The following is a 22,144-nucleotide window of genomic DNA, read 5'->3' as shown; positions in this document are numbered from 1 at the left end:
CAAGATGCCGACGACCATCCCGCATCCGACGCCGCAAGCAGCGCCGCTCACTGCGCCGGCGCGGGACGGCCTGCTCGAATTCCGCAACATCCGGATCGTCTACGACAACGCGATCGAGGCGATCCGCGACGTCTCGATCGCGGTGCCCGAGGGCAATATCGTCGCCCTGCTCGGCTCCAACGGTGCCGGCAAGTCGACGCTGCTAAAGGCGATGTCCGGCATCCTCTACACCGAGGAAGGCGTGATCGAGAACGGCAGCATCCGCTTCCGGGGCGACGAGGTGCATCATCTTGCGCCGGACGAGCTGGTCCGCCGCGGCATCGTGCAGGTGCCGGAGGGCCGCCGCGTGTTCGCGGCGCTGACCATCGACGAGAACCTGCAGATGGGCGGCTATACCAGGACCGGCGCCGAGGCACGCGAGCGGCGCGACAAGGTGTTTGCGCTGTTCCCGCGGCTGCATGAACGGCGCGACCAGATCGCGGGCTACATGTCCGGCGGCGAGCAGCAGATGCTCGCGATCGGTCGCGCATTGATGACCGATCCCGTGCTGCTGGCACTCGACGAACCGTCGCTCGGCCTCGCGCCGCTGATCATCGACCGCATCTATGAGGTGATCGTACGGCTGCGCGACGAGCTGAAGATGACGGTGCTGCTGGTCGAGCAGAACGCACAGCGCGCGCTCGATATCGCCGACTACGGCTACATCCTGGAGACCGGCCGCGTCGTGCTCGACGGTACGGCAAAAAAGCTCAGCGCCAATGAGGACGTCCAGGAGTTTTATCTCGGCGTCTCCTCCGCCGGCCGCAAGAGCCTGCGCGACGTCAAGCACTACAAGCGCCGCAAGCGGTGGCTGTCGTGACCGCGCTGCTTGCGATCGAGAACCTGTCAAAACGCTTCGGCGGCCTGCAGGCGGTCGCCGATGTCAGCCTTCAAGTCAGCTCGGGCGAGATCTGCAGCGTGATCGGCCCGAACGGCGCCGGCAAGACCACGCTGTTCAACATGATCTCAGGCGTATTGCGGCCGAGCGGCGGCCGCATCACCTTCGATCGCCTTGACCTCTCGACCATTTCGCCGTGGAAATTCGCGGCGGTCGGCATCGGCCGCACCTTCCAGAACCTTGCGCTGTTCAAGCACGGCACCGTGGTCGAGAACATCCTGACCGGCCGCCACACCCATCTGCGCTCGACCGTGCTCGATGCCGTGGTGTTCTTCGGCCGCACCCGCAAGGAGGAGATCGCGGCGCGGCAGCGGGTCGAGCACATCATCGAATTCCTCGAGATCGAGCATATCAGGGACGCCGTGGTCGGCACGCTGTCCTACGGCCAGCAGAAGCGCGTCGAGCTCGCCCGCGCGCTCGCCTGCGAGCCGAAACTGTTGCTGCTCGACGAGATGGTCTCCGGCATGAACCAGGAGGAGACCGAGGACATCGCGCGCTTCGTGCTCGACATCCGCGACGAGCTCGGCATCACCGTCGTGATGATCGAGCATGAGATGCGCATCGTGATGGACATCTCGGACCGCATCCATGTGCTGAATTTCGGCCGCAAGATCGCCGAAGGGACGCCCGACGAGGTCAGGCGTGATCCCGCGGTCGCAGAGGCCTATCTTGGCGGCCAGCGCACTGAGGCGATGAAGGTGGGCGCGTGATGTCGGCGATGGACAGCCTGCGCACCGCTCACCCGCCGATGCAGGCGAGCGCGCCGCGCAATCCGCCGGCAACGAACGCCGACGCGTTCCAGGCGGCGCTTGAGAATGCTTCCATCACCATCCCACAATTGCTGCGGCAGCGCGCCGCCATGCATGGCAAGGCGCTGGCGCTGCGCGAGAAGGATTTTGGGATCTGGAATCCCTATTCCTGGCGGCACTATTACGAGACCGCGCGCGCGGTCGCACTCGGCCTGCTGTCGCTCGGCATTAAGCCGGGCGACCGCGTCGCCATCGCCGGCGAGAACTCGCCGGAATGGTTTTACGCCGATCTCAGCATCCAGATGATCGGCGCGGTCGCGGTCGGAATCTACCCGACCAATCCCTGGGTCGAGCTGCAATATATCGTCAAGCATTCCGGCGCCCGGATCGTCGTCACCGGCGACCAGGAGCAGACCGACAAGGTGCTCGACGCGATGGCCAACAATGGCGGACTGCCGGGTCTCGAGGCCATCGTCTGCATCGACATGAAGGGCCTGCGGCACTACCGCCAAACGGAGTTGATGTCATTCACCGCATTGTGCGAGCGCGGCAAGGCCTACGCGTTGAAAAACCCGGAGGCCAACGCCACGCTCGATCGCCTGATCAGCCAAAGCGCGCCCGACGATGTCTGCATCCTCGTCTACACCTCGGGCACGACGGGTCCGCCCAAGGGCGCGATGCTGACCCACCGCAATCTGGTCTACGCCGCCTATGCCTATGCCAAAGCCGTCGGCATCGCCGACAAGCCGCTCGAGGCGGTCAGCTATCTGCCGCTCTGCCACGTCGCCGAGCGTTGCTACGGCACGGTGACCCATCTCGTGCTCGGCGGCACCGTCTCGTTTGCCGAATCGATCGACACCGTAGCGATCAACATCCGCGAGATCGCGCCGACCTTCTTCGTCGGCGTGCCCCGCATCTACGAAAAACTGCAGCAGGGCTTTCTGTTCCGGCTCGGCGAGAGCGGCCGGCTGCGACAGAGCTTTACCAGGGCCTGCCTCGCCTGGGGGCGCACACTGTCGGATCGCCGGCAGGCCGGGAAGGACAACTGGCTCGATCGCGCCGCCTACGGCCTGCTCTATCTCCTGATGTTCCGCAATCTGCAGCGCCATCTCGGCTTCGCGACCAGTCGTCACCGACTCTGTGCCGGCGCCTCGATCTCGCCGGAGACGCTGCGCTTCTTCGACATCATCGGCCGCCCGGTGTCACAGGGCTATGGCCTCACCGAAAGCGGCGGCGTCGCTTTCATCCAGATCGAAAGCCACCACCGGATCGGCGGCTGCGGCGTGCCCTTGCCGCAGACCGAATGGAAGTGTGACGCCGACGGCGAGATCCTGTTGCGCAATCCCGGCGTCTTCAAGGGCTACTTCCTCGACGAGAAGGCCTCGACGGCTTCGCTGGAACAAGGCGGCTGGCTGCGCACCGGCGACATCATTGACGTCCTCGACAATGGCGAGATCGCCGTGGTCGACCGCAAGAAGGCGATCATCATCACCGCCGGCGGCAAGAACATTGCGCCCTCGGAGATCGAGAACGCGCTGAAGGATTCCGAATTCATCAAGGAAGCGATCGTGGTCGGCGAGGCCAAGAGGTATCTCGGCGCCATCGTCCAGGTCGATTACGACAATGTCGGCCGCTGGGCGCGCGACCGCGCGCTGGCCTACACCAACTACAAGTCGCTGTCGCAGCTGCCGGAGGTGCACGAGCTGGTCGAGCGCATCGTCAATGAGACCAACAAGCGCTTCGCCCGGGTCGAGAACGTCAGGCGCTTCGCCATCCTCGAAAAGGAGCTCGACCACGACGACGGCGAGCTGACCGCCACGCAGAAAGTGCGCCGCGCCATGATCGAGAAGAAGTTCGCGCGCGAGCTCGCCATCATCTACCGGACGGAGGGCTGAATGCAGTATCTCATCCAGCTCCTGATCTCGGGGCTCGCGATCGGCGCGATTTACGGCCTGATCGCGATGGGCTTTGCGGTGATCTACAAGTCGACCGGGCTGGTCAATTTCGCCCAGGGTGAGATGACCATGATCACGGCCTATATCGCCTGGACCATCTCGACCACGGTCAGCGGCAATGTGTTCGTCGTCGCATTAGGAGCGATCCTCGCCGCGATCGTGCTCGGCCTCATCATCGAGCGCTTCGTGATGCGGCCGATGCTGGGCGAGCCGGTGTTCGCGACCGTGATGGTGACGATCGGGCTCGCGGTGATCTTGCGCTCGGCGATCAACTTCATCTGGGACGCCTATCCGCACGGGCTGGATATCGGCATGGGCCGCGGCATCGTGCATCTCGGCGGCATCGGCGTACGCACCGGCCAGCTTGCCGTCATCGCGACGCTGCTTTTGCTGCTCGCTGCGATCTGGGCGTTCTTCCGCTACAGCAAGGTCGGCGTGGCGATGCGCGCGGTCGCGGCCGACGACCGCACCGCGCTGTTGATGGGCATCAGCGCCACCCGCGTGCATGCGCTGGCCTGGGCCGCGTCCTCGGTGATCGCCGGGATCGGTGGTGTGTTCTTCGCACTGTCCTACGATCTGTCGCCGGCGATGTTTCAGCTCGGGCTGAAGGCGTTTCCGGCCACCATCCTGGGCGGCCTCGACGCCGTGCTCGGCTCCGGCCTCGGCGGCCTGCTGATCGGCATCACCGAAAATCTCGCCGGCGGCTATGTCGGCTCCGGCATGAAGGAGGTAGCGGGCTTTGCCATGATCATCGTCGTGCTGATGGTCCGCCCGTTCGGCATCTTCGGCGAACGCGATATCGAGAGGGTTTGATGCGCACCGGCGATTACAAGCAGAGCTATGGCGAACTGGTCGCGCTGATCGATTCCCCGCCGGTCTGGCTGTGGTCGGCGGTGCTGCTGCTGGCGTTGATCGCGGCCCCTCATTTGCTGAACTCCTACGCGCTGTCGTTCCTGATGATCATCCTGATCACAGTGACCGGCGCGCTCGGCCTCAACATCCTGACCGGCTATACCGGCCTGATCTCGCTCGGCCATGTCGGGTTCCTGGTCACCGGCGCCTATGCCTATGCGGTGCTGGTCTCGAGGTACCACATGCCGCCGCTGGTCGGCTTCCTCGGGGCTGGCGTGGTGCCGGCGCTGGCCAGCCTGATCGTCGGCGCGCCGTCGCTGCGGCTCAAGGGGCTCTATCTCGCCATCACCACGCTCGCCTTCTCCTTCATCATCAACACCGTGATCCTGGAGATGCGCTGGCTCACCAACGGCGCCCGCGGCATCCAGGTGCAGCGGCCGGAAATCTTCGGCATCAGCTTCGACAGCGATGCGGCCTTTACTTATCTCTGCCTCGGCATCGCCGTTCTGACTCTGCTCGCGACCCTCAACATCCGCCGCAGCCGGGTCGGCCGCGCCTTCGTCGCGATCCGCGACAACGACACCGCGGCCCGCGTCATGGGCATCAATCTGCATGCCTACAAGCTGTTCGCCTTCGTCACCTCGGCCTTCATCACCGGCATCGCCGGCGCGCTCTACGGCATCTATCTCTCCTTCGTCAGCGTCGAGGGCTTTCCGTTCCTGCTCTCGATCGAGGCGCTGGCGATCCTGATCGTCGGCGGACTGGGTTCGGCACTCGGCGCAGTGCTCGGCACCATCCTGATCGTGCTGCTGCCGGAGGCGACAAGGCTCATCTTCAGCCTGTTCAGCGCACAGTTGGACGCGAGCTTCACGACCGGCGCGCAGGAGCTGAAGAGCATGCTCTACGGCCTCGTCATCATCCTGTTCCTGCGCTTCCAGCCTCGCGGGCTGGTCGGCGCCTGGCACGACATCAGGCGGACCTGGGTGCACTGGCCGCTGCGCTACTAATCAAAAAAGACGCAACACCTGAGGAGGAGACAATGATCAAGCATCTGGCGGCGGCTGCGCTGCTGCTTTCCACCGCCTGTCTTGCTATCGGCCCGGCATGCGCCGCGGACCCCGGCATCACCGACACCGAGATCCTGATCGGCGACGTCGAGCCCTTGACCGGCCCGCCCGCCCTGCTCGGCGTCGCCGCCTCGATCGGCCACAGAATAGCGATCGCCGAGGCCAACGCCGCCGGCGGCATCAACGGCCGCAAGATCAAATATGTGCTGGAGGACGACGGCTACGTCACCGCGCGCACCATCCAGGGCGTCAAGAAGGTGATCGATGTCGACAAGGTGTTCGCGATGATCGGCATCTCGGGCTCGGGCCAGTCGATCGCGGTGATGCCGGTGCTGGAGAAATCCGGTATCCCGACCGTGATCGACGTCGCGCCGGTGAAATTCCTGTGGGAGCCGCCGCGCAAGAACGTGTTCGTGGTCGGCCAGTCCTACGAGGAAGGCATCATCCATCTCGTCAACTTCCTCGCCGACAAGAACCCCGGCAAGAAATGGGGCCTGATCACCCAGGACGACGATTACGGCATCACCGTGCGCGACGGCTTCGATTCCGTGGTGAAGGCCAAGAAGCTGAACGTCGTCTACAGCGGCAATTACAAGAAGGGCCAGCAGGACTTCTCGTCCGACATGCTGCAGCTGAAGGATTCCGGCGCCGAGGTATTCCTGGCCGGCGGCATCATCGCCGAGAACATCGCGATGATGAAGGAGCTGGAGAAGCTCAGCATCAAGCCGGTGACCGGCATCTTCTGGCCCGGCCGCATCGAACCGGTGCTGAAACTGATGGGCCCGGCGGGCGACGGCATCTACGCGGTCGACTATGTCGAGCCGTTCGCGGGCGCGGCCGGCAAGGCGTTCCTGGAGAAAGCCAAGCCGCTGGTCTCGGAAGCCGAGTTCAAGGGCATCAACCGCTACACGATGACCGGCTATGCCGCCGCCAAGGTGCTCATCGCAGCGATCGAGCGCTGCGGCAAGCAGCCGACCTGGGCCTGTACCATCTTGGAGCTGGAGAAGACCAAGAATGTCGAGACCGGCGTGATGGCGCCGATCAGCTTTGGCCCCGGCGTCCGCTTCTCCAACCAGAAGCTGCAGATCATGCAGGCCGATGCCGCGACGCTCAGCTTCAAGCCGGTGGACTAGGCCGCGATGAAAGTCCTGATCGTCTTTGCCCATCAGGAGGCGCAGTCCTTCAACGCGGCGCTGTTGGCGCGGTCGGTGGCGGAGCTGACCGCGCTCGGGCACACGGTCAGGATCTCCGATCTCTACGCCATGCGGTTCAACCCGGTGGCAACCGCCGACGATTTTGGCGAACGGCGGTTTCCCGACCGGCTGCAATATGACCGCGAGCAGAAATACAATTTGCAACAGGAGTCACTCAGCGGCGACATCACGGCCGAGATCGAGAAGCTGCTGTGGTGCGACCTCCTGATCCTGCAGTTTCCGCTGTGGTGGTTCTCCGTCCCCGCCATCATGAAGGGCTGGATCGACCGTGTGTTCGTCAACGGCGCGATCTATGGCGCCGGCCGCCGCTACGACACCGGCGGCCTGGCCGGCCGCCGCGCCATGGTCGTGACCTCGACCGCCGCCTATCCCGGCATGTGCTCGCATGACGGGCTCGTCGGCGCACTCGATGTTGTGCTATGGCCGATCCAGAACGGCACATTGGCCTATGCCGGCTGCAAGGTGCTGCCGCCCTTCGTGTCGTATTCAGTGAATTTCGTCGACGAGGCGACGCGGCACCGCTATCTCGATGACTACGCCGCGCGGCTGCGGCAGCTCGAGGCCACCGAGCCGCTGTTCTTCCATCCGCTGCAGGACTTTGGCCCGAATTGGCGCCTCAAGCCGGGCGTGATGGCGAAGGCGGTCGGCCAGGGCAAGCCTGCCAGCTAAGCGCGTACCCCGATTCTGTGACGCGCAAAAGCGCTGCGGCCTCCTCTTTCCACCCAACAGCAGCATATTGCAGCCATCAAGAGAGGCCCCGCTGGCTGACGGTGCGTCACATATATGCTTTCGAGACGGGTGTGACGGGAATATTATAGGAAAGTAATAGGCGTCGGGAGCGTTGACCTGAGCTCAGGCTGGAAGCAAGTCGACGCGAGGTGCTTGACGTCCGCTTGGATAACCCGCACACCCAGACGGACCAACCAACGCCTTCAATGCCCGCGATTTTGATTTTGCATTGCAAATCGGTCAGATAGTCATGGCCTCACGCTCGGGCACCCGGATCGCTCGAAAAGCCCGCTCCAAAGCCGAGGTGGATTTTGCCACCTGGCTTATGATGGCCAAGCTCGGCAGTTTCGATGACTTGCCGCCAAATGCGCAGGGGTTCTTGCTCAGCTATCGAGCCAGGCTCGAGCGGATGAGCGAGGCCGAGTCGAAGGTAGTGGCAATTCAAGAGGTCTACGTCAGTTATTATGGCGAGATGGGGGGCTGTGGCGCGGCGCCAGAACTGGATGCCCCCGCCAAATCCGTGGATAACGACACCGTGCAGTCCCAGAGACCGCGTAAGCCCCCGGCGGCTCGGCTGGCCGCAGGGGCTTCCGATAGACCGGCCGCCCGGGTATCCGTGCCGGCCCTGCTGATTTTCGCAGCCATGGTGGCCCTGATCGCCGCCTACACGTTTCTGGCGACTTGAGAAATCTAACATCAGCTTCGCAAAGAGATGATCCAATGGAGCTCAACAGCGCAGATCTTTCGACAATACTGAACCGCCTGCTGGATACGGCCGCGGACAATCTCAGGGTCGCAAAGATCTTGGTTCAACTGGGTCTCGATCCCAACAACATCACCTATGATGCGTTGTTCAATCGGCTGCTCGAAATTGTGCTGGCCAACATAACGCTTGCCAACATGTTTGCACTGGTCGGCGCCATCTTCTTTGTCGCCACCTTGCTGATGCAGACAATGGTGCCGCTGCGCATCGCGAATATGGCAGGCTGTTCATTCTTCGCGACCTTTGGCGCGCTCTCCGGAAACGTCGGCACTTTTCTCCTGTACCTGCTGATGGTGCCGATCAATGCCGTTCGCCTCCGTCAAATGCTCAGGCTCGTCAGAAAGGCACGTGACGCGGCGCAGGGTGACATGTCGATGGAATGGCTCAAACCGTTCATGACCGAACGCAAATACCGGCGGGGCGACAGATTATTCAAGAAGGGTGATGCGGCGACCGAAATGTTTCTCACCGTCACGGGGAGGTTTCTGGTCAAGGAGATCAACGTCGAGCTTCCGCCGGGACGTCTCATGGGAGAACTTGGCTTCCTTACGCCCAATAACCGACGGACCGGGACGGTCGAATGCATAGACGACGGACAAGTTCTCACTATCACCTATGACAGGCTGCTTGAACTCTACTTTCAGAATCCGCAATTCGGCTATTATTTCCTCATCCTGACCAGCCGGCGCCTGCTGGAAAATATCGAGCGGCTCGAAAAAGCCGTAGTCCAACAAAATGCCGGACCGCAGGTAACGGCTGCCAGCGATGTGCCTTGAGACTCGCGCTATCCACGCTTCGCAAGGATAGCGCGTCACACTGCCGTGCACGCATTTTAGGTACGCCTGCGCGCGCCCATTCACATCCGCTTCGCGACTTCCTCCAGCATCACCTCGGTGGCGCCGCCGCCGATGGTCAGCACGCGGGCGTCGCGCACCATGCGCTCGATCGGAGTGCCGCGCATGAAGCCTGAGCCGCCGTGCAGTTGCAGGCAGCCATGCACGACCTCGTGCAGCACCTCCGGCGACAGCGCCTTGACCATCGACACTTCGCGCAGACACTCCTGTCCGGCCGCAGCGAGTTCGGCGGCCTGATAGGCCAGCGCCCGCGCCGCCGCTGCCTTGGCGGCAAGCTGGGCGAGCTTCAATCGCACCGCCTGCTGATTCCAGAGCGGACCGCCGAACGCCTGCCGCGTCTTTACATAGTTCGCCGTCAGCTCGATCGCCTTGGCGGATTCGCCGGCGCAGATGCCGCCGATGCAAATGCGCTCGTTCTGGAAGGTCTCCATGATGCCATAGAAGCCCTTGTTCTCCTCGCCGAGCAGGTTTTCCGCCGGCACGCGCACGTCCTGGAACGCGATTTCGGCGGTGTCCGAGCAGAGCCAGCCATGCTTGTCGAGCTTGGTTGCCGTGATGCCCGGCGTGTTGCGCTCGACGATGAACAGCGAGATGCCGCGGCTGCCCTTGGCATGCGGATCGGTTCGCGCGGCGACGATCAGGATGTCGCCATAGACCGCGTTGGTGATGAACATCTTGGCGCCGTTGATCACCCAACTATCGCCATCGCGCCACGCACGCGTCTTCAGGCCGGCGACGTCGGAGCCGGCGTCCGGCTCGGTCACCGCGATCGAACAAACCGTCTCGCCGCGGATGATCGCCGGCAAACACTTCTGCTTCTGCTCCGGCGTGCCGCGCAAGGAGATGTGCACCGCCGACATGTCGGTGTGCACCAGGATCGAGGAGGTGAAGCCGCCAAAGCTCGAGCGTCCCAGCTCCTCGGCGAACACCATCGAGGCCAGCGGCCCCATGTCGGTGCCGCCATATTCGGCGGCGTGGCGCATGCCGAGAAAGCCGAGCGCGCCCATGCGGCGATAGATCTCGCGCGGGATCTTGCCGTCGCGCTCCCACGCCTCGGCATGCGGCACCACTTCCTTCTCGACAAACCGACGCACCTGCTCGCGCAGCATGCGCAGCTCCTCGGGCAGATTGGGCTGCTCCGAGAAATGGAACTCGGCTTCGGTGAGCTGGCGCGGGTCCGAGGTCATGACGTTCATTGTGGCGCCCTCTGATGGCCGATGTGAAGATGCTTGCGCAGAAATTTCGCGAGGGATGCGATCGCCTCGCCCGCCTGCGGAATCTCCGGGAACATCTGGAATACGTGGATCATGCCGTCCCAGATCTGCAGCTCGACGTCGACGCCGGCGGCCTTCGCTTTTGCGGCCTGTTCCGTTGCGTCGTCACGTACGGTCTCGCGGTCGCCGACTTGCACCAGCAACGGCGGCAGGCCGGCGAGATCGGCGTAAAGCGGCGAGGCCAGCGGATCACGGGGATCGCCGTCCTTGCCGAGATAGTTCTTCGCCAGCGCCAGGATCATCGCGCGCTGGTGGATCGGATCGACCTCGGCCCTGCTCTGATAGCTCGCGCCGGCAGCAGTGAGATCGGTCCAGGGCGACATCAGCGCGCCGGCGGCTGGTAGCGGCAAGCCTCGGTCGCGCGCCGCCAGCATCGCGGAAAGCACGAGATTGCCGCCGGCAGAGTCCCCGGCGAAGGCAATGTCCGCCGGACGCAATCCCTGATCTCGCAGATACCGATAGGCGATCAGCGCATCATCCAGCGCGGCCGGAAAGCGATGCTCCGGCGCAAGACGATAGTTGATGGTGAGTACCCGGCAGCCGGATGCATCGGCGATCCGCGCGGCGAGATCGCGATGCGAGGCGACCGAGCCGATCCGGAAACCGCCTCCGTGAAAATAGAGCATCGCCTTGTCACGCAGCGCATCGGCCGGCACGATCCATTCGCCGTCGACACCGCCGGCGGAGACCTGCCGGCAGGTCACCGGCACCGAGCAGCCGGCAAAGGCCAAGTCCCAATCGCTGCGCATCTGCGCCACTGATGTGTCGCGGGTCCAGTTGCGATAGATCGCACGCAAGCGCTCGATCGTACGATCGACCGGCGTGATTGCGATATCGTCGCCCGCGCCCTTCATCTCAGCCGCCGATGCCCATGCCGCCGGACACGCCGAGCGTCTCACCAGTAATATAGGCCGCCTGGTCGGAGGCCAGGAACAGCGCCGCAGCCGCAACCTCCTCCGGCTCGCCGAGCCGGCCGAGCAGCGTCGCGCCGGTCATCGCCTGCAGGATCTTGCCACCGCCCTTGGCGACCGCTTGTTCCAGCATCGGCGTGCGGATCGGCCCCGGCGCGATCGCGTTCGCGGTGATGCCATAGCGCGCATTCTCCCGCGCGATGCTCCTGGTGAAGGAGATCACGCCGCCCTTGGCCGCGGAATAGACCGCACCGCCCTTGGAGCCGAGCCGCGCCGCCTCCGAAGTGACATTGATGATGCGGCCGAACCGCGCCGCCTGCATCGCCGGCAACGCGGCGTGGGTGCAGGCCAGCACCGAGGTGAGATTGACCGCAATCAACCGCGCCCAATCCTCCGCCGTGGTATCGGTGAAGAAAGCGTGTTGATCGATGCCGGCGTTGTTGACGACAATGTCGAACGGACCGTCCTGCGCCATCACGGCCTGCACCGCCGTGGCATCGCTGACGTCAAGTCCTGCAACGTCAGCGCCGGTCTCGCGCGCGAGCTCCGAGGCCGCAGCGACGTCGAGATCGGCGATCACGACCCTGGCGCCGGCCCCGGCAAAACTGCGGACAATCGCCGCGCCAATGCCACGCGCGCCGCCGGAGACGAAGGCGCGGCGGCCATCGAGACGTCCGAATGGCAAGGTCGCCACCTCAGCGCCCCGTGAAGACAGGCTTGCGCCGCTCGATCACGGCGGCGAGCCCTTCGCGGGCATCGGCCATTCCCGAGAGCTCGGCAACCGTGCGCGCCTCTTCCGACAGGCACTGCTCGATGCTGGTGCCGGTGCCGGCCCAGACCAGCCGCTTGGTCGCCGCCAGCGCCTTCGGCGCGCCGGCCGCGAGCTCGCGTGCCAGCGCCAGCGATGCGTCGGCAAGCTCGGCATCGGGCACGACGTTGGTGACGATGCCCATCTGCAACGCTTCCGCCGCCGGGATCACAGGGTTGGTCAGCAGGATCGACATCGCCCGCCGCAGGCCGACCAGCCGCGACAGCGTCACGGAGACGCCCGCATCCGGCGCCATCGCCACCCGCGTGGCGCCCGCCAGGAATTTCGCCGATTCCGCCGCGATCACGATGTCAGACGCACAGACCAGGCCAAAGCCGCCGCCGCCCGCGGCAAAGCCCTGCACCGAGGCGATGACGGGCGCCTCCAGCCGCAGCAGGCCGGTCACCGCGTTCTGCAGATACGCGGTGGCCTGGCGGATATAGTCCGGCAGCTTCTCGCCCTTGGACGCAAAGGCGCGGACATCGCCGCCCGCGCAAAAGTTCGTGCCCTCGCCGCTCAGCAGCACGACGCGCAGATCCGGATGGCCGTGGCAGACCATGATGGCGTCGCACAGCGCGCTCAACAGCTCGGCGCTCATGCCGTTGGCCGCATCAGCACGGTTGAGCCGCAACCGCGCGATGCCGTCGGTGATGTCGAGCAGAACGGGGCCCTTGTCGATCATGGCGAGACCTTCCCTAGAGCGAGGTCAGATTGAGGCGAATTGCGCTGGTGTGCTCCCTCTCCCCGTTCTTACGGGGAGAGGGTTGGGGTGAGGGGCCGTCTCCGCATATGCGGCAATAGACGCGCCCGCGGAGACTCCCCCTCACCCGGAACGCATCTAACGATGCGTTCCGACCTCTGCCCGCACGCGGGGCGAGGTGGAGCGGAGCCTGCGGCTTAATTCGATCCAATCCCATCTTGCCCTAGACCAGGAACGAGAGCGTGTAGATCGCCTTGTCGTTGTTGACGAGGATGACCTTCTTGGCGGCCATCCGCAATTCGCCATCGACATGGCGCAGCCGGTATTCATTGCGCGCCGCCCACAGCGTGTCGTCGCGCAGGCTCGATTCGAAGATCAGGCTGTTGCTGGCGACCGCGATGTCGCCGTCGTCCGGCTGCTCGTCCATCAGTTCGATGTTGGAGATCAGCCGGCGCAGGTTCGACTGCGGCGTCTGGGTGAAGTGCTTGCCGGTCATCAGCTGGCGGACCCGCAGCGCGATCCGCGAGCGATTGTCGTAGATGATCGACATCTGCCGCTCCGGATCGATGTCGGCGCCGTTGGCCGGCACCCAATAGACGCCGTCGTCGGTCCAGAGCTTTTCCCAGGCCTCGTATTGATGCTCGTCCTGCAGCCGCGCCTCGCGATAGAGGAAGGCGGTGATGGCGCTCATCAAGGTGGCGCTGCTCTCGCGCGACAGCATCAGGCAGGCTCCATCAGCTTGCGATAGTGGGTCCAGATCCCGCGCGACGGTACCTCGTCGGTGACGTGGCCGACCGTGAAGCCGAGCTCATCCTGCCGCTGGCGCTTCTCGCCGCGGCCGAGGAAGATCCATTCCGGATTGAGCGCCAGCACACCGCGGTGACAGCGCTCGTACATCTCGGAGTCATCCGCGAGCAGGAACCCGGCCGGGCCGACCGAGCCCATGGTCTGCTGGCGCAGCCTTCGGTTCAGATCGGGCGCGCCCTTGAACTGCAGCGCGGTGACGTGCTGCACGCTGTCGTCGACGCCGAGCGGCTGGATCACGAACATCTGGATCTCGGCGATGAACAGGTTCGGGAAGATCATCACATGCGGCGTGCCGTCGATCATGATCTGGCGCGCCGACGTGTCGCCATAGGCGGCCTTCATCCGCGCCGTGTAATCGGGCAACCGTTCCTCGCTGGTGCCGAACCAGCTCATTGGCGCGTCGCGCTTGCGGAACTCGGGCCGCAGGTCGATCTCGGTGTGGCCATTGCCGTAGTCGCGCGTCAGCGCGATCGAGGCGCCGCCATAGAGCTTGCCGATCATGCTGTCGGCAACGCCGAAGATCGAGGTGTGCACGAAGGCCGGGTGATAGCCGTCGCACTCGTTCTCCAGGATGAACTTCCAGTTCGCCTTGACGCGATGCTTGAGGAAGCCCGCCGTGATTTCGACCTCGCCCTCCGGCGAGGTGCGCACCAGGCGATCGATGGTCTCGGCGGCGCCGCCGAGATGCTCCTTTAAAGTCGGCCCATCGGCCGCGAACGAGCCGAACACGAAGCCGCGATAGGATTCGACACGCGTCACCCGCCCGAGCGCGAGCTGCGACTTGTCCTGCCCCTCGTAACCATCCGGGAAGGCATAGCCGACCAAGCGGCCGTCATTGGCGAAGGTCCAGGAATGGAACGGACAGGTGAACGAACGCGCATTGCCGCGCTCAAAGGAACAGATCTGGTTGCCGCGATGCGAGCAGCGATTGAGCAGCAGATTGACCTTGCCCTGCTCGTCGCGCGTCATGATCACGGATTGCGGGCCGATCGACTTGACGACGTAGTCGTTGGCGTTCGGGACCTCGCTCTCGTGGCCGACATAGACCCAGGTCCGGTACCAGATGCTCTTGAGTTCGGCCTCGAAGATCTCGGGATCGGTGTAGAGCGATCCATGGACCCGGTCGGGCCGGATCAGCCGTTCCCACGGCGGGACGCCGGTCATCATGTTCATCGCTCCGTCTCCCTCGCCGGCCGCTTGCCGCGGATGCCTTCGCCGGCCGTCAATAATAATCCGAACGACCGTTCGGTCAATTAATAACACGGTCGCCGCGGGCCGGCAAGCGTCTTTGCGAACGCTGCCGCTTATCCCCGGGGCGGCACACAAAGAGCAATTCCCGGTAGCCAGCTGTGCGGCAGCGTCAGCCCTGCGCCGCGCCGCCGTCGCGTTCGCCGCCTGCGATCTGTTGCAGCATCGACTTCGGCGTCGTCGCGAGTTCGATCTTGAGCTGGTCGCAGATCGCACGCCGCAGCAGGCGTTCGATTTCCGTCGCGATGTCGCGGTCCGCCGCGCGCGCGTCCTCGCCGCTGGCCCAGAGCAGAAGCCGCCCGAGCCGCCGGTCGCCATCGTCGCGCAACGCCTCGATCGCGGCAGGATCGGACGTCTCGCCCGGGATGCGGGGCGTCGCCGGAATCTCCGGATGCGTCATGCCATCGGCCAATCGCCTGACCGCCGCGAAAGTATCGTCCTGCAGCCGCACCTGCTCGAGCAGCGGCGCGGCCTTCCAGTCGGCCGCGAGCTTGATGCCGTTCAGCGCGTAGATCGCGGAGAACACCTGCCCGCGGACGAAATCATCGCTGCTGTTCGGCACCACATGGCTTTGCAGGGCATCGATGATGCCGTCGATCAGCCGCTCGAAAGATGCGCTCATGCCGCGGCCTCCAATGCGCGCTCGAACGCCCGCACGATCGAGGGCATCTGGCTTGCCATCACGGCAAGCCGCATGTCGTTGAAGCGATCGACCTCGAAGGCGCGCACCGCGCACATCTGGATCGCTGCCGCCTGGTACAGCGCATAGGCCTCGTAGAAGGCAAGGCTCCTGTCCGAAACCGGAATGCCGGAGGCGCGCTGATAGAGATCGATCACCTCGGCGCGCTCGAGCACGCCATAGAGTTTTCGGCTCCTGGCGTTGAAGGTCGGCATCATCGCCCAGGCCAGATCCTCGTGGGGATCGCCGAGATGGGTCAGCTCCCAATCGAGAATGGCGGTAATCCGTCCATTATCCTCGATGAAATTCCCGATCCGGTAGTCGCCATGCACGATGGTGCGGCGCGGCGGCTGCGGACAGTTTTCCTGCAGCCAGCGTCCGCCCCAATCGAGCAGCGGATAATAGCGCGCGGTCGGACGCGCGAGCGAGGCACGCCAACCGGCGATCGCGCGCAACTCGGCGCGTTCCCCGCTCTGCTGCAGCGACGCGAAGGGCGTTGTGCTTGCGTCGATCCGGTGCAGCGAGGCGAGGATCTCGACGAACTGCCGGGCGATCGCGCGTTTGTGGTCGGGATCGAGCTTGCTCGCCGCCCAGGGCGCGGGAACGTCGCCCTCGACATGCGTGCAAATGAAGAAGGGAAAGCCGATCTCGGCGCCATCCTGCGCTGAGGACACCAGCGCCGGAACCGGAACGCTGGTGCCGGCCAGCGACTGCAGCGCAGTAACCTGCGGCAGCACCGAGTAAGGAGCAAACAGCCCGTTCGGCGGACCGACGCGCAGGATCAGCTTGCGGTCTCCTTCAGCAGAGGAACGAGCCATGAAAGCATATGTGATCCAGGAGAAGCCCGACGATTTGCGCCCGAAGCTCGTGATCTCCGTCTGCTGTCCGGATATCCGCGACAGATGCTGCGCAAGCGCCGACCGCACCGCGTCGTCATTCACCACGACCGGCCGAACATGCTCCGGCCCAGCACTGGACCCTTCGTCGAATCGTTTGGCGGCCTCCTGCTTCAATTGACCGACCTCGTGTAGCCCTGCCACTTCTCCTCGCGCAGCGCCGACTTCATGATCTTGCCGGAGCCGGTCAATGGCAATGGCTCAAGACGGATGTCGACCGAGCGCGGGCATTTGTAGCCCGCGATCAGGGTGCGGCAGTGCGCGATCACGGTCTCCGGATCGAGCCGCGCGCCGTCCTTCGGCACCACGATCGCGTGCACCGCCTCGCCCCATTGCGGATCGGGCACCGCGATCACGGCGCATTCCCTGACATGCTCATGCTGGAAGATGGCGTTCTCCACCTCGCCGGAATAGACGTTCTCGCCGCCGGAAACGATCATGTCCTTCAGGCGGTCGACGATATAGACAAAACCGTCTTCGTCCATCCAGGCGCCGTCGCCGGTGTGCAGCCAGCCGTTGCGCAGCACGCGCGCGCTTTCCTCGGGCTTGCGCCAATAGCCGAGCATCACGCCGGCGCCGCGGATCGCGATCTCGCCGACCGTGCCGCGCGGCACCTCGTTGCCCGCCGCATCGACGATGCGGATTTCGACACCCGGCGCCGCCCGGCCCGCCGATTTGCGCTTTGCCGCCAGCGGCCCTTCCAGCGCGTGATATTCCCAGGGCAGGATCGTCGCCAGCGCCGCGCTCTCGGTCATCCCGTAGCCCTGGTGAAAGCGCCAGCTCGGCAGCACGCGCATCAGCTTAACCAGCAGCGCGTCCGGCATCGGCGAGGCGCCATATTCGCAATCCCTGACGCTGCCCAGATCATAGCTGCCGAAGGACGGATGATTGAGCATCATGTTGAGCATGGTCGGCACGAACAGGCAGTAATCGACCTTGTGCTCGGCGATCGTCTTCATCGCGAGCTCGGGCTCGAACTTGGGGATCGTCACATGGGTGCCGCCGACCAAGGTCAGCGCGATCATCGGCGAGGTCCCGGCGAGATGGAACATACCGGCCGAGTGCAGATATCTGGTGTCTTCGCGGAAGCGGAGCGCGTAGATCCAGACCAGCGATTCATAGATGATGTTGGCGTGCGACAGCATCACGCCCTTGGGAAAGCCGGTGGTGCCGCCGGTGTAGAAGATTCCCGCAAGATCGTTGTAGGCGCCGGAAGCGTCCTCGACCGGCGCGTGCGCAATGAGCTCGTCAAAGCTCTGCATGCCGTCGGGAACCGGCCCCTCGTCGAGATAGATCATTGCGGTGAGTGATTTTGCGCCACGCAGGGCGGACGCGATGTCGGCGAACGCGTTGTCGACGAGCAGAAGTTTTGGCGTGGAATCGTCGATCGCATAGGCATTCTCGGCGACCGCCCAGCGCGTGTTGAGTGGCACCGCGACCGCGCCGGCCCAGGCGATGGCATAGAGCGCCTCGATGTAGAGATCGCTGTTGTGCGCGAGGATCGCGACGCGGTCGCCGGCCTCGATGCCGAGCCGCCGCAGCCCGCCCGCGGCACAGGCGACGCGCCGGCCGATCTCCTTCCAGCTCCGCGACCGTCCGGCATGGATGGTGCCGGGCGCATCCTTGCGCAACTGCACCGCCGAGATCAGCGCCTGCGTCAGCTTCATGTTTCCTCCTCGCCGTCATGCGGCCGCGTACGCGCGCGGATGTTTCTGTCGCACGTGAAGCCGATATGCCGCCCGGAGATTTAAGTTGATAATCCGGACAGACGGTCTATTATTACACAACCGACGCGACGGGTAAAGCCTTTGAAGGCTTCCACCGCCGGATCAACCAGCCCCGCAAAAGAGGGCGTCATGGGAGGGGAAGATGCGAAAGCCAGTGGTCACGCTTGCAGTGTGGGCGTTCGCGCTCACCGGTGCGCTCGGAACGGCCAATGCCCAGAAGGCCTATGGTCCGGGCGTCACCGACACCGAGATCATGCTCGGCGCCAATGCGCCCTACAGCGGCCCGGCGTCGATCTATGCGAGCTTCCCGAAAACCATGCTCGCCTATTTCGCGATGCTGAACGAGAAAGGCGGCATCAACGGCCGCCATATCAACTTCGTGACGCGCGACGACGCCTATAGCCCGCCCAAGACCGTCGAGGTGACGCGCGCGCTGGTCGAGAACGACAAGGTGCTCGCGATCATGGCGCCGTTCGGCACGCCGACCAACGCCGCGATTCAGAAATATCTCAACAGCAACGGCGTCCCGCATCTGCTGGTGCAGAGCGGCGGCACCCGCTGGAACGATCCGAAGCATTTTCCCTGGACGACACCCTACTCGCCGACCTACGTCAACGAATCCCGGATCATCGCGCGCTACGTGCTGCGCGAGAAGCCGGACGCAAAAATCGGCGTGCTGCTGCAGGCCGACGACATCGGCAAGGACTTTGTGCTCGGCCTCAAGGAGGGGCTCGGCGCGAAAGCTGACACGATGATCGTCAAGGAGGCGATGTATCAATCGACCGAGCCGACGATCGACTCGCAGATCGTCAACCTGAAGGCCTCCGGCGCCGATACCATCCTGATCGCCGCGCAGAACAAGTTCGCCTCGATGGCGATCCGCAAGATCCACGAGCTCGGCTGGAAGCCGCTGATCTTCCTCGCTCGACCGCGAATTCGATCGCCGGCGTGCTGGTGCCCGCCGGGATCGAGGCATCGACCGGCATCCTGACCACGACCTCCTACAAGACGCCGAACGATCCGGCCTGGGCCAGCGACAAGGGCATGATCGACTATCTCGCCTTCGCCGCGAAATATATGCCAGGCATCGATCCCAACGACGTGATCGCGGTGACCGGCTACACCACGGCGCAACTCGGCGCGATCATCCTGCAGCGCTGCGGCGACAACCTCACGCGGGAGGACGTGTTGAAGCAGGCTACCAATCTGAGCGGCATCGAGCTGCCGATGCTGCTGCCGGGCATCACCATCCAGACCACGCCGCAGGATTACGCGGCGATCACCGAACGCCGCTTCGCCCGGTTCGACGGCAAGACCTGGGTGCTGTTCGGCGACATCGTGGGCGCGAGCCCGGCCAAGGACTGACCCCGCGGCCTGCGCATCCGACTGACCGAACCGGCTCAAACACCAAGGACAAGAACAATGCTGACAGCCCAGGACGATCTCATCGGCCACCAGACGCCTCAGCCGTTTGCCAAGGCAGGCGGCGGCGATGCCAGGTTCACCGAGCGCTACTGGTACACCGCGCACCCGATCGACGGCTCTGAGCTGCTGATCGATATCGGGCTCGGCTATTATCCGAACCGCAACGTGATGGACGGCTTTGCCGGCATCACCGTCGGCCGCCGCCAGCACAATTTCCGCGCCTCGCGCCGGCTTGCGACGCGCCCGCTGGAGACGGAGGTCGGCGGGCTCAGAATCGAGATCGTCGAGGGCATGGGTCTGCACAGGATCTCGCTTGCCGAAAATCCGTCCGGGATCAGCTTCGCGCTCGAATTCAAGGCGAGCTTTCCGGCGGCGCAGGAGAAGCAGAATTTTCGCGAGCGCAACGGCGTCGTCGAGGAGGATCTCGCGCGCGTCTCGCAATTCGGCCGCTGGCGCGGCTGGATCGTGGTCGATGGCAAGCGCTATGACATCGAACCGGAACTGTGGTGGGGACAGCGCGACCGCTCCTGGGGCCTGCGCTCCGAGATGCGCACCGACGAGACCCGGCCACCGGTTGCGACCCATCGCAATTTCTTCTGGACCTGGTCGATGTTCCAGTTCGAGCAGTCCGCGCTGTCGATCTTCATCAAGGAGCGCACGCCGGGCAAGCCGCATTACCTCTCGGGCACCGAGTTCCGCCGCGAGACCGACGGATCGGTGTCGCATCGCGAGGTCACCTCGGTCGAGCACAGGATCGAATGGGCCGACGATCCGCTCGGCCAGACCATCGCGGTAGCAGACCTTACCTTCGCCTTCGAGCGCGGCGAGCCGCGCCGCGTCAGGATGCACGGACTGCCGACGCGATTCTATCTCAAGGCCGGCATGTATGGCGGGCTACAGGGCTGGACCCATGGCGATGACCGCGGCGAGACCCATGCCGCCCATGACGTCTGGAATCTCGACGATGCCGCAACCCGCGCCGTCGCGCGGACGCTGTCGGACCATGTCGTCCGGCTCGAAAGCGGCAACGAGACCGGCTACGGCATCAGCGAATACGGCGTCGCCGCCGGCTATCCGCTCTATCCGGGACCGCAGAAATTTCCGGCCATGTGATGGACGGGCAAGATGGACGGACAAGGCATCCGCGCCGCGGAGGAGAGTGAAGCCGCGTGCGATCCGTGGGACGGCAAGGCGGCCGAGGCGCTGGTCTCGCTCGAGACCGTTGCACCGCTGCGCTATCGCAGCCGCTTCGGCGACGGCAATCTCAACGGCCGCTCCTATGGCGGCCAGATCCTCGGGCAGGCGATGATGGCAGCGACCCTCAGCGCGCCGGAGGATCGCCCGGCGGCGATGCTGCAGCTGGTGTTCCTGCGCGGCGCCGATCCTATCAGGCGCATCACCTTTGACGCCGAAGTGCTGCAGGACGGCAAGCGGTTCTCCTCGCGCCATATCGTCGGCAGCCAGGGCGACGGACGGACGGTGCTGAGCGCACAGGCCACATTCTGTGCACCGCAGCCGGGTCCGCGGCACGCGATGCCGTTCGCACCATCGGAGGATCCGGAGAGCCTGCCCGATCTGACCATGATCCCCGACGCGCTGATGGAGCAGCTGCGGCCGCTCGGTCCCTACTCTCCGCACATCAAGCCCAGCATGGATTTCCGGATCCCCGAGATCGAACGTCAGCTCTCGGCTGCGACGGCTGAGCCGCGCCTGCGCTTCTGGATCAGATGCAGGCAGCCACTCACGGCAGGTTCCCGCGCCCAGGCCGCGGTGTTCGCCTATCTCTCGGACTGGTGGCTCAACTTCTCCAGCGTCGGCGGACATCTCCGCGATTTGCAGTCGCGCGCCCCGCTCTATTTGTCGAGCCTCAACCATTGCATCTGGTTTCATCGTGCATTTTCACCCGACGCCTGGATGCATGTCGAAACCGAGAGCCCCTGCGCCGATGGCGGCCGTGGACTGTCGATTGCGCGCGTCCATGACCGCGATGGATCGATGCTCGCGACCTCGATCCAGGAAACCCTGATGGTGTATCCGGACGGCGATGCGTAGGTCGCGCCGGGACAGTTGAGCGCACGCCGTGATCGCGGCCGGGTTGCAGCCGCCGCGCGTCATCGGTTCCATCGTCTGTTGAATCCCGGCAACACACGCAAACAAAATGCGCGATCGTGCAGATTGCACGTCTTGAATCACGACTGTGCCGCATCTCTGTCAAATCCTGCCTGCGGGTGGCGCAACAAAAACACTATCGGGGAAAACTGACATGCAGCAGGCACCGTCGGGCGCACGGAGCGCGGATTCGTCTGGATATGTTCTCTACTTCCAGCTTGCCAGCAACGGCACCAGACGCGCGTGCAGTCTGACGATCCAGGCGGAAAGCGCCAACGAGGCGGCGCGGATCTTTCGCGAGAACTGGAGCGCAATCGAATCGATGGCGCGCGACGGCGTGAGCACGGGAGTGGTCGGCTCGGCGCCCGTCAGCCTGGCGATGTCGTGAGGCGCATCGCGCGCTCCATCGCTTACGCTTGAGGTGTGACAGGACAACGACC

General features: G+C 64.5%; 23 protein-coding genes. 14 read left to right on the top strand and 9 right to left on the bottom strand.

Going from position 1 to position 22,144, the window contains the following annotated elements; all coding sequences use genetic code 11:
- Positions 1-4 precede the first annotated feature (4 nt).
- The 9 genes from V5279_RS11630 to V5279_RS11590 all read left to right on the top strand — a co-directional run bounded on the left by V5279_RS11630 (position 5) and on the right by V5279_RS11590 (position 9,042).
- Entirely contained in the window at positions 5-859 is an 855-nt protein-coding gene (locus V5279_RS11630) for an ABC transporter ATP-binding protein (protein ID WP_029081468.1), read from the top strand.
- A complete protein-coding gene (locus tag V5279_RS11625; protein WP_338697412.1) occupies positions 856-1,647 on the top strand; it encodes an ABC transporter ATP-binding protein in 792 nt (263 codons plus the stop codon). Before V5279_RS11630 ends, V5279_RS11625 begins: the two co-directional genes overlap by 4 nt.
- Positions 1,647-3,581: an AMP-dependent synthetase/ligase gene (locus V5279_RS11620; protein ID WP_338697410.1), complete on the top strand. Its 1,935-nt coding sequence runs from the start codon at positions 1,647-1,649 to the stop codon at positions 3,579-3,581. The genes V5279_RS11625 and V5279_RS11620 overlap by 1 nt, the downstream gene beginning before the upstream one ends.
- Positions 3,582-4,454: a branched-chain amino acid ABC transporter permease gene (locus V5279_RS11615; protein WP_338697408.1), complete on the top strand. Its 873-nt coding sequence runs from the start codon at positions 3,582-3,584 to the stop codon at positions 4,452-4,454. It abuts the gene before it with no gap.
- Positions 4,454-5,500 carry a branched-chain amino acid ABC transporter permease gene (locus V5279_RS11610; protein ID WP_338697405.1) on the top strand — a complete coding sequence of 349 codons (1,047 nt, stop codon included), beginning with the start codon at positions 4,454-4,456 and terminating at the stop codon, positions 5,498-5,500. The genes V5279_RS11615 and V5279_RS11610 overlap by 1 nt, the downstream gene beginning before the upstream one ends.
- Before the next feature lie 32 nt (positions 5,501-5,532).
- Positions 5,533-6,693 (top strand): ABC transporter substrate-binding protein, encoded by a 1,161-nt coding sequence (locus V5279_RS11605; protein ID WP_338697403.1) that lies wholly within the window; start codon positions 5,533-5,535, stop codon positions 6,691-6,693.
- 6 nt (positions 6,694-6,699) lie between these two features.
- The gene (locus tag V5279_RS11600) at positions 6,700-7,443 is read left to right on the top strand and encodes an NAD(P)H-dependent oxidoreductase (RefSeq protein ID WP_338697401.1); all 744 of its coding nucleotides are present in this window, start codon (positions 6,700-6,702) and stop codon (positions 7,441-7,443) included.
- A 310-nt stretch (positions 7,444-7,753) separates the two neighbouring features.
- Complete coding sequence (locus V5279_RS11595) at positions 7,754-8,188, top strand: hypothetical protein (RefSeq protein ID WP_338697399.1); 435 nt, start codon at positions 7,754-7,756, stop codon at positions 8,186-8,188.
- A 35-nt stretch (positions 8,189-8,223) separates the two neighbouring features.
- The gene (locus V5279_RS11590; protein ID WP_166298251.1) at positions 8,224-9,042 is read left to right on the top strand and encodes a Crp/Fnr family transcriptional regulator; all 819 of its coding nucleotides are present in this window, start codon (positions 8,224-8,226) and stop codon (positions 9,040-9,042) included.
- A gap of 80 nt (positions 9,043-9,122) precedes the next feature.
- Here V5279_RS11590 and V5279_RS11585 read toward each other — a convergent pair whose 3' ends face one another.
- From V5279_RS11585 to V5279_RS11545, 9 genes are all read right to left on the bottom strand, one after another.
- Positions 9,123-10,316 carry an acyl-CoA dehydrogenase family protein gene (locus V5279_RS11585; RefSeq protein WP_338697396.1) on the bottom strand — a complete coding sequence of 398 codons (1,194 nt, stop codon included), beginning with the start codon at positions 10,314-10,316 and terminating at the stop codon, positions 9,123-9,125.
- The gene (locus V5279_RS11580) at positions 10,313-11,248 is read right to left on the bottom strand and encodes an alpha/beta hydrolase (protein ID WP_338697394.1); all 936 of its coding nucleotides are present in this window, start codon (positions 11,246-11,248) and stop codon (positions 10,313-10,315) included. The genes V5279_RS11585 and V5279_RS11580 overlap by 4 nt, the downstream gene beginning before the upstream one ends.
- Position 11,249: 1 nt before the next feature.
- Positions 11,250-11,999, bottom strand: a complete 750-nt coding sequence (locus tag V5279_RS11575; RefSeq protein WP_338697392.1) for an SDR family NAD(P)-dependent oxidoreductase — start codon at positions 11,997-11,999, stop codon at positions 11,250-11,252.
- Between the two features lies 1 nt (position 12,000).
- Positions 12,001-12,795, bottom strand: a complete 795-nt coding sequence (locus V5279_RS11570; RefSeq protein WP_338697390.1) for an enoyl-CoA hydratase/isomerase family protein — start codon at positions 12,793-12,795, stop codon at positions 12,001-12,003.
- A gap of 241 nt (positions 12,796-13,036) precedes the next feature.
- Entirely contained in the window at positions 13,037-13,534 is a 498-nt protein-coding gene (locus V5279_RS11565; RefSeq protein WP_038387409.1) for an aromatic-ring-hydroxylating dioxygenase subunit beta, read from the bottom strand.
- Complete coding sequence (locus V5279_RS11560; RefSeq protein WP_338697384.1) at positions 13,534-14,793, bottom strand: aromatic ring-hydroxylating oxygenase subunit alpha; 1,260 nt, start codon at positions 14,791-14,793, stop codon at positions 13,534-13,536. The genes V5279_RS11565 and V5279_RS11560 overlap by 1 nt, the downstream gene beginning before the upstream one ends.
- Positions 14,794-14,980: 187 nt before the next feature.
- Positions 14,981-15,490: a hypothetical protein gene (locus tag V5279_RS11555; protein ID WP_338697382.1), complete on the bottom strand. Its 510-nt coding sequence runs from the start codon at positions 15,488-15,490 to the stop codon at positions 14,981-14,983.
- Positions 15,487-16,560, bottom strand: a complete 1,074-nt coding sequence (locus V5279_RS11550) for a phosphotransferase family protein (RefSeq protein ID WP_338697381.1) — start codon at positions 16,558-16,560, stop codon at positions 15,487-15,489. Before V5279_RS11550 ends, V5279_RS11555 begins: the two co-directional genes overlap by 4 nt.
- Complete coding sequence (locus V5279_RS11545) at positions 16,557-18,110, bottom strand: long-chain fatty acid--CoA ligase (protein WP_338697379.1); 1,554 nt, start codon at positions 18,108-18,110, stop codon at positions 16,557-16,559. Before V5279_RS11545 ends, V5279_RS11550 begins: the two co-directional genes overlap by 4 nt.
- Positions 18,111-18,312: 202 nt before the next feature.
- Between V5279_RS11545 and V5279_RS11540 the strand changes: the two genes are divergently transcribed.
- The 5 genes from V5279_RS11540 to V5279_RS11520 all read left to right on the top strand — a co-directional run bounded on the left by V5279_RS11540 (position 18,313) and on the right by V5279_RS11520 (position 22,092).
- Positions 18,313-19,161, top strand: coding sequence for an ABC transporter substrate-binding protein (locus tag V5279_RS11540; RefSeq protein WP_338697377.1), 849 nt, complete (start codon positions 18,313-18,315; stop codon positions 19,159-19,161).
- Positions 19,119-19,535, top strand: coding sequence for a hypothetical protein (locus tag V5279_RS11535; protein WP_338697375.1), 417 nt, complete (start codon positions 19,119-19,121; stop codon positions 19,533-19,535). Before V5279_RS11540 ends, V5279_RS11535 begins: the two co-directional genes overlap by 43 nt.
- A gap of 57 nt (positions 19,536-19,592) precedes the next feature.
- Positions 19,593-20,708 (top strand): hypothetical protein, encoded by a 1,116-nt coding sequence (locus V5279_RS11530; RefSeq protein WP_338697373.1) that lies wholly within the window; start codon positions 19,593-19,595, stop codon positions 20,706-20,708.
- 12 nt (positions 20,709-20,720) lie between these two features.
- Positions 20,721-21,647 (top strand): acyl-CoA thioesterase, encoded by a 927-nt coding sequence (locus tag V5279_RS11525; RefSeq protein WP_338697371.1) that lies wholly within the window; start codon positions 20,721-20,723, stop codon positions 21,645-21,647.
- A 211-nt stretch (positions 21,648-21,858) separates the two neighbouring features.
- A complete protein-coding gene (locus tag V5279_RS11520; protein ID WP_338697369.1) occupies positions 21,859-22,092 on the top strand; it encodes a hypothetical protein in 234 nt (77 codons plus the stop codon).
- Positions 22,093-22,144: the final 52 nt, after the last annotated feature.

Source organism: Bradyrhizobium sp. 26S5, assembly GCF_036923295.1.
Taxonomy (GTDB): domain Bacteria; phylum Pseudomonadota; class Alphaproteobacteria; order Rhizobiales; family Xanthobacteraceae; genus Bradyrhizobium; species Bradyrhizobium septentrionale.
Note: the sequence above shows the minus strand (reverse complement) of the source record. Positions and strands in the feature narration are given on the sequence as shown.

Bases quoted from the DNA above. Each gene is read 5' to 3' on its own strand.
- V5279_RS11615 (WP_338697408.1), top strand. From the start codon at position 3,582: ATGCAGTATCTCATCCAGCTCCTGATCTCGGGGCTCGCGATCGGCGCG.
- V5279_RS11580 (WP_338697394.1), bottom strand. From the start codon at position 11,248: ATGAAGGGCGCGGGCGACGATATCGCAATCACGCCGGTCGATCGTACG.
- V5279_RS11520 (WP_338697369.1), top strand. From the start codon at position 21,859: ATGCAGCAGGCACCGTCGGGCGCACGGAGCGCGGATTCGTCTGGATAT.
- V5279_RS11555 (WP_338697382.1), bottom strand. From the start codon at position 15,490: ATGAGCGCATCTTTCGAGCGGCTGATCGACGGCATCATCGATGCCCTG.
- V5279_RS11570 (WP_338697390.1), bottom strand. From the start codon at position 12,795: ATGATCGACAAGGGCCCCGTTCTGCTCGACATCACCGACGGCATCGCG.
- V5279_RS11630 (WP_029081468.1), top strand. From the start codon at position 5: ATGCCGACGACCATCCCGCATCCGACGCCGCAAGCAGCGCCGCTCACT.
- V5279_RS11595 (WP_338697399.1), top strand. From the start codon at position 7,754: ATGGCCTCACGCTCGGGCACCCGGATCGCTCGAAAAGCCCGCTCCAAA.
- V5279_RS11540 (WP_338697377.1), top strand. From the start codon at position 18,313: ATGCGAAAGCCAGTGGTCACGCTTGCAGTGTGGGCGTTCGCGCTCACC.
- V5279_RS11585 (WP_338697396.1), bottom strand. From the start codon at position 10,316: ATGAACGTCATGACCTCGGACCCGCGCCAGCTCACCGAAGCCGAGTTC.
- V5279_RS11605 (WP_338697403.1), top strand. From the start codon at position 5,533: ATGATCAAGCATCTGGCGGCGGCTGCGCTGCTGCTTTCCACCGCCTGT.
- V5279_RS11525 (WP_338697371.1), top strand. From the start codon at position 20,721: ATGGACGGACAAGGCATCCGCGCCGCGGAGGAGAGTGAAGCCGCGTGC.
- V5279_RS11530 (WP_338697373.1), top strand. From the start codon at position 19,593: ATGCTGACAGCCCAGGACGATCTCATCGGCCACCAGACGCCTCAGCCG.
- V5279_RS11545 (WP_338697379.1), bottom strand. From the start codon at position 18,110: ATGAAGCTGACGCAGGCGCTGATCTCGGCGGTGCAGTTGCGCAAGGAT.
- V5279_RS11560 (WP_338697384.1), bottom strand. From the start codon at position 14,793: ATGAACATGATGACCGGCGTCCCGCCGTGGGAACGGCTGATCCGGCCC.
- V5279_RS11600 (WP_338697401.1), top strand. From the start codon at position 6,700: ATGAAAGTCCTGATCGTCTTTGCCCATCAGGAGGCGCAGTCCTTCAAC.
- V5279_RS11620 (WP_338697410.1), top strand. From the start codon at position 1,647: ATGTCGGCGATGGACAGCCTGCGCACCGCTCACCCGCCGATGCAGGCG.
- V5279_RS11610 (WP_338697405.1), top strand. From the start codon at position 4,454: ATGCGCACCGGCGATTACAAGCAGAGCTATGGCGAACTGGTCGCGCTG.
- V5279_RS11590 (WP_166298251.1), top strand. From the start codon at position 8,224: ATGGAGCTCAACAGCGCAGATCTTTCGACAATACTGAACCGCCTGCTG.
- V5279_RS11565 (WP_038387409.1), bottom strand. From the start codon at position 13,534: ATGCTGTCGCGCGAGAGCAGCGCCACCTTGATGAGCGCCATCACCGCC.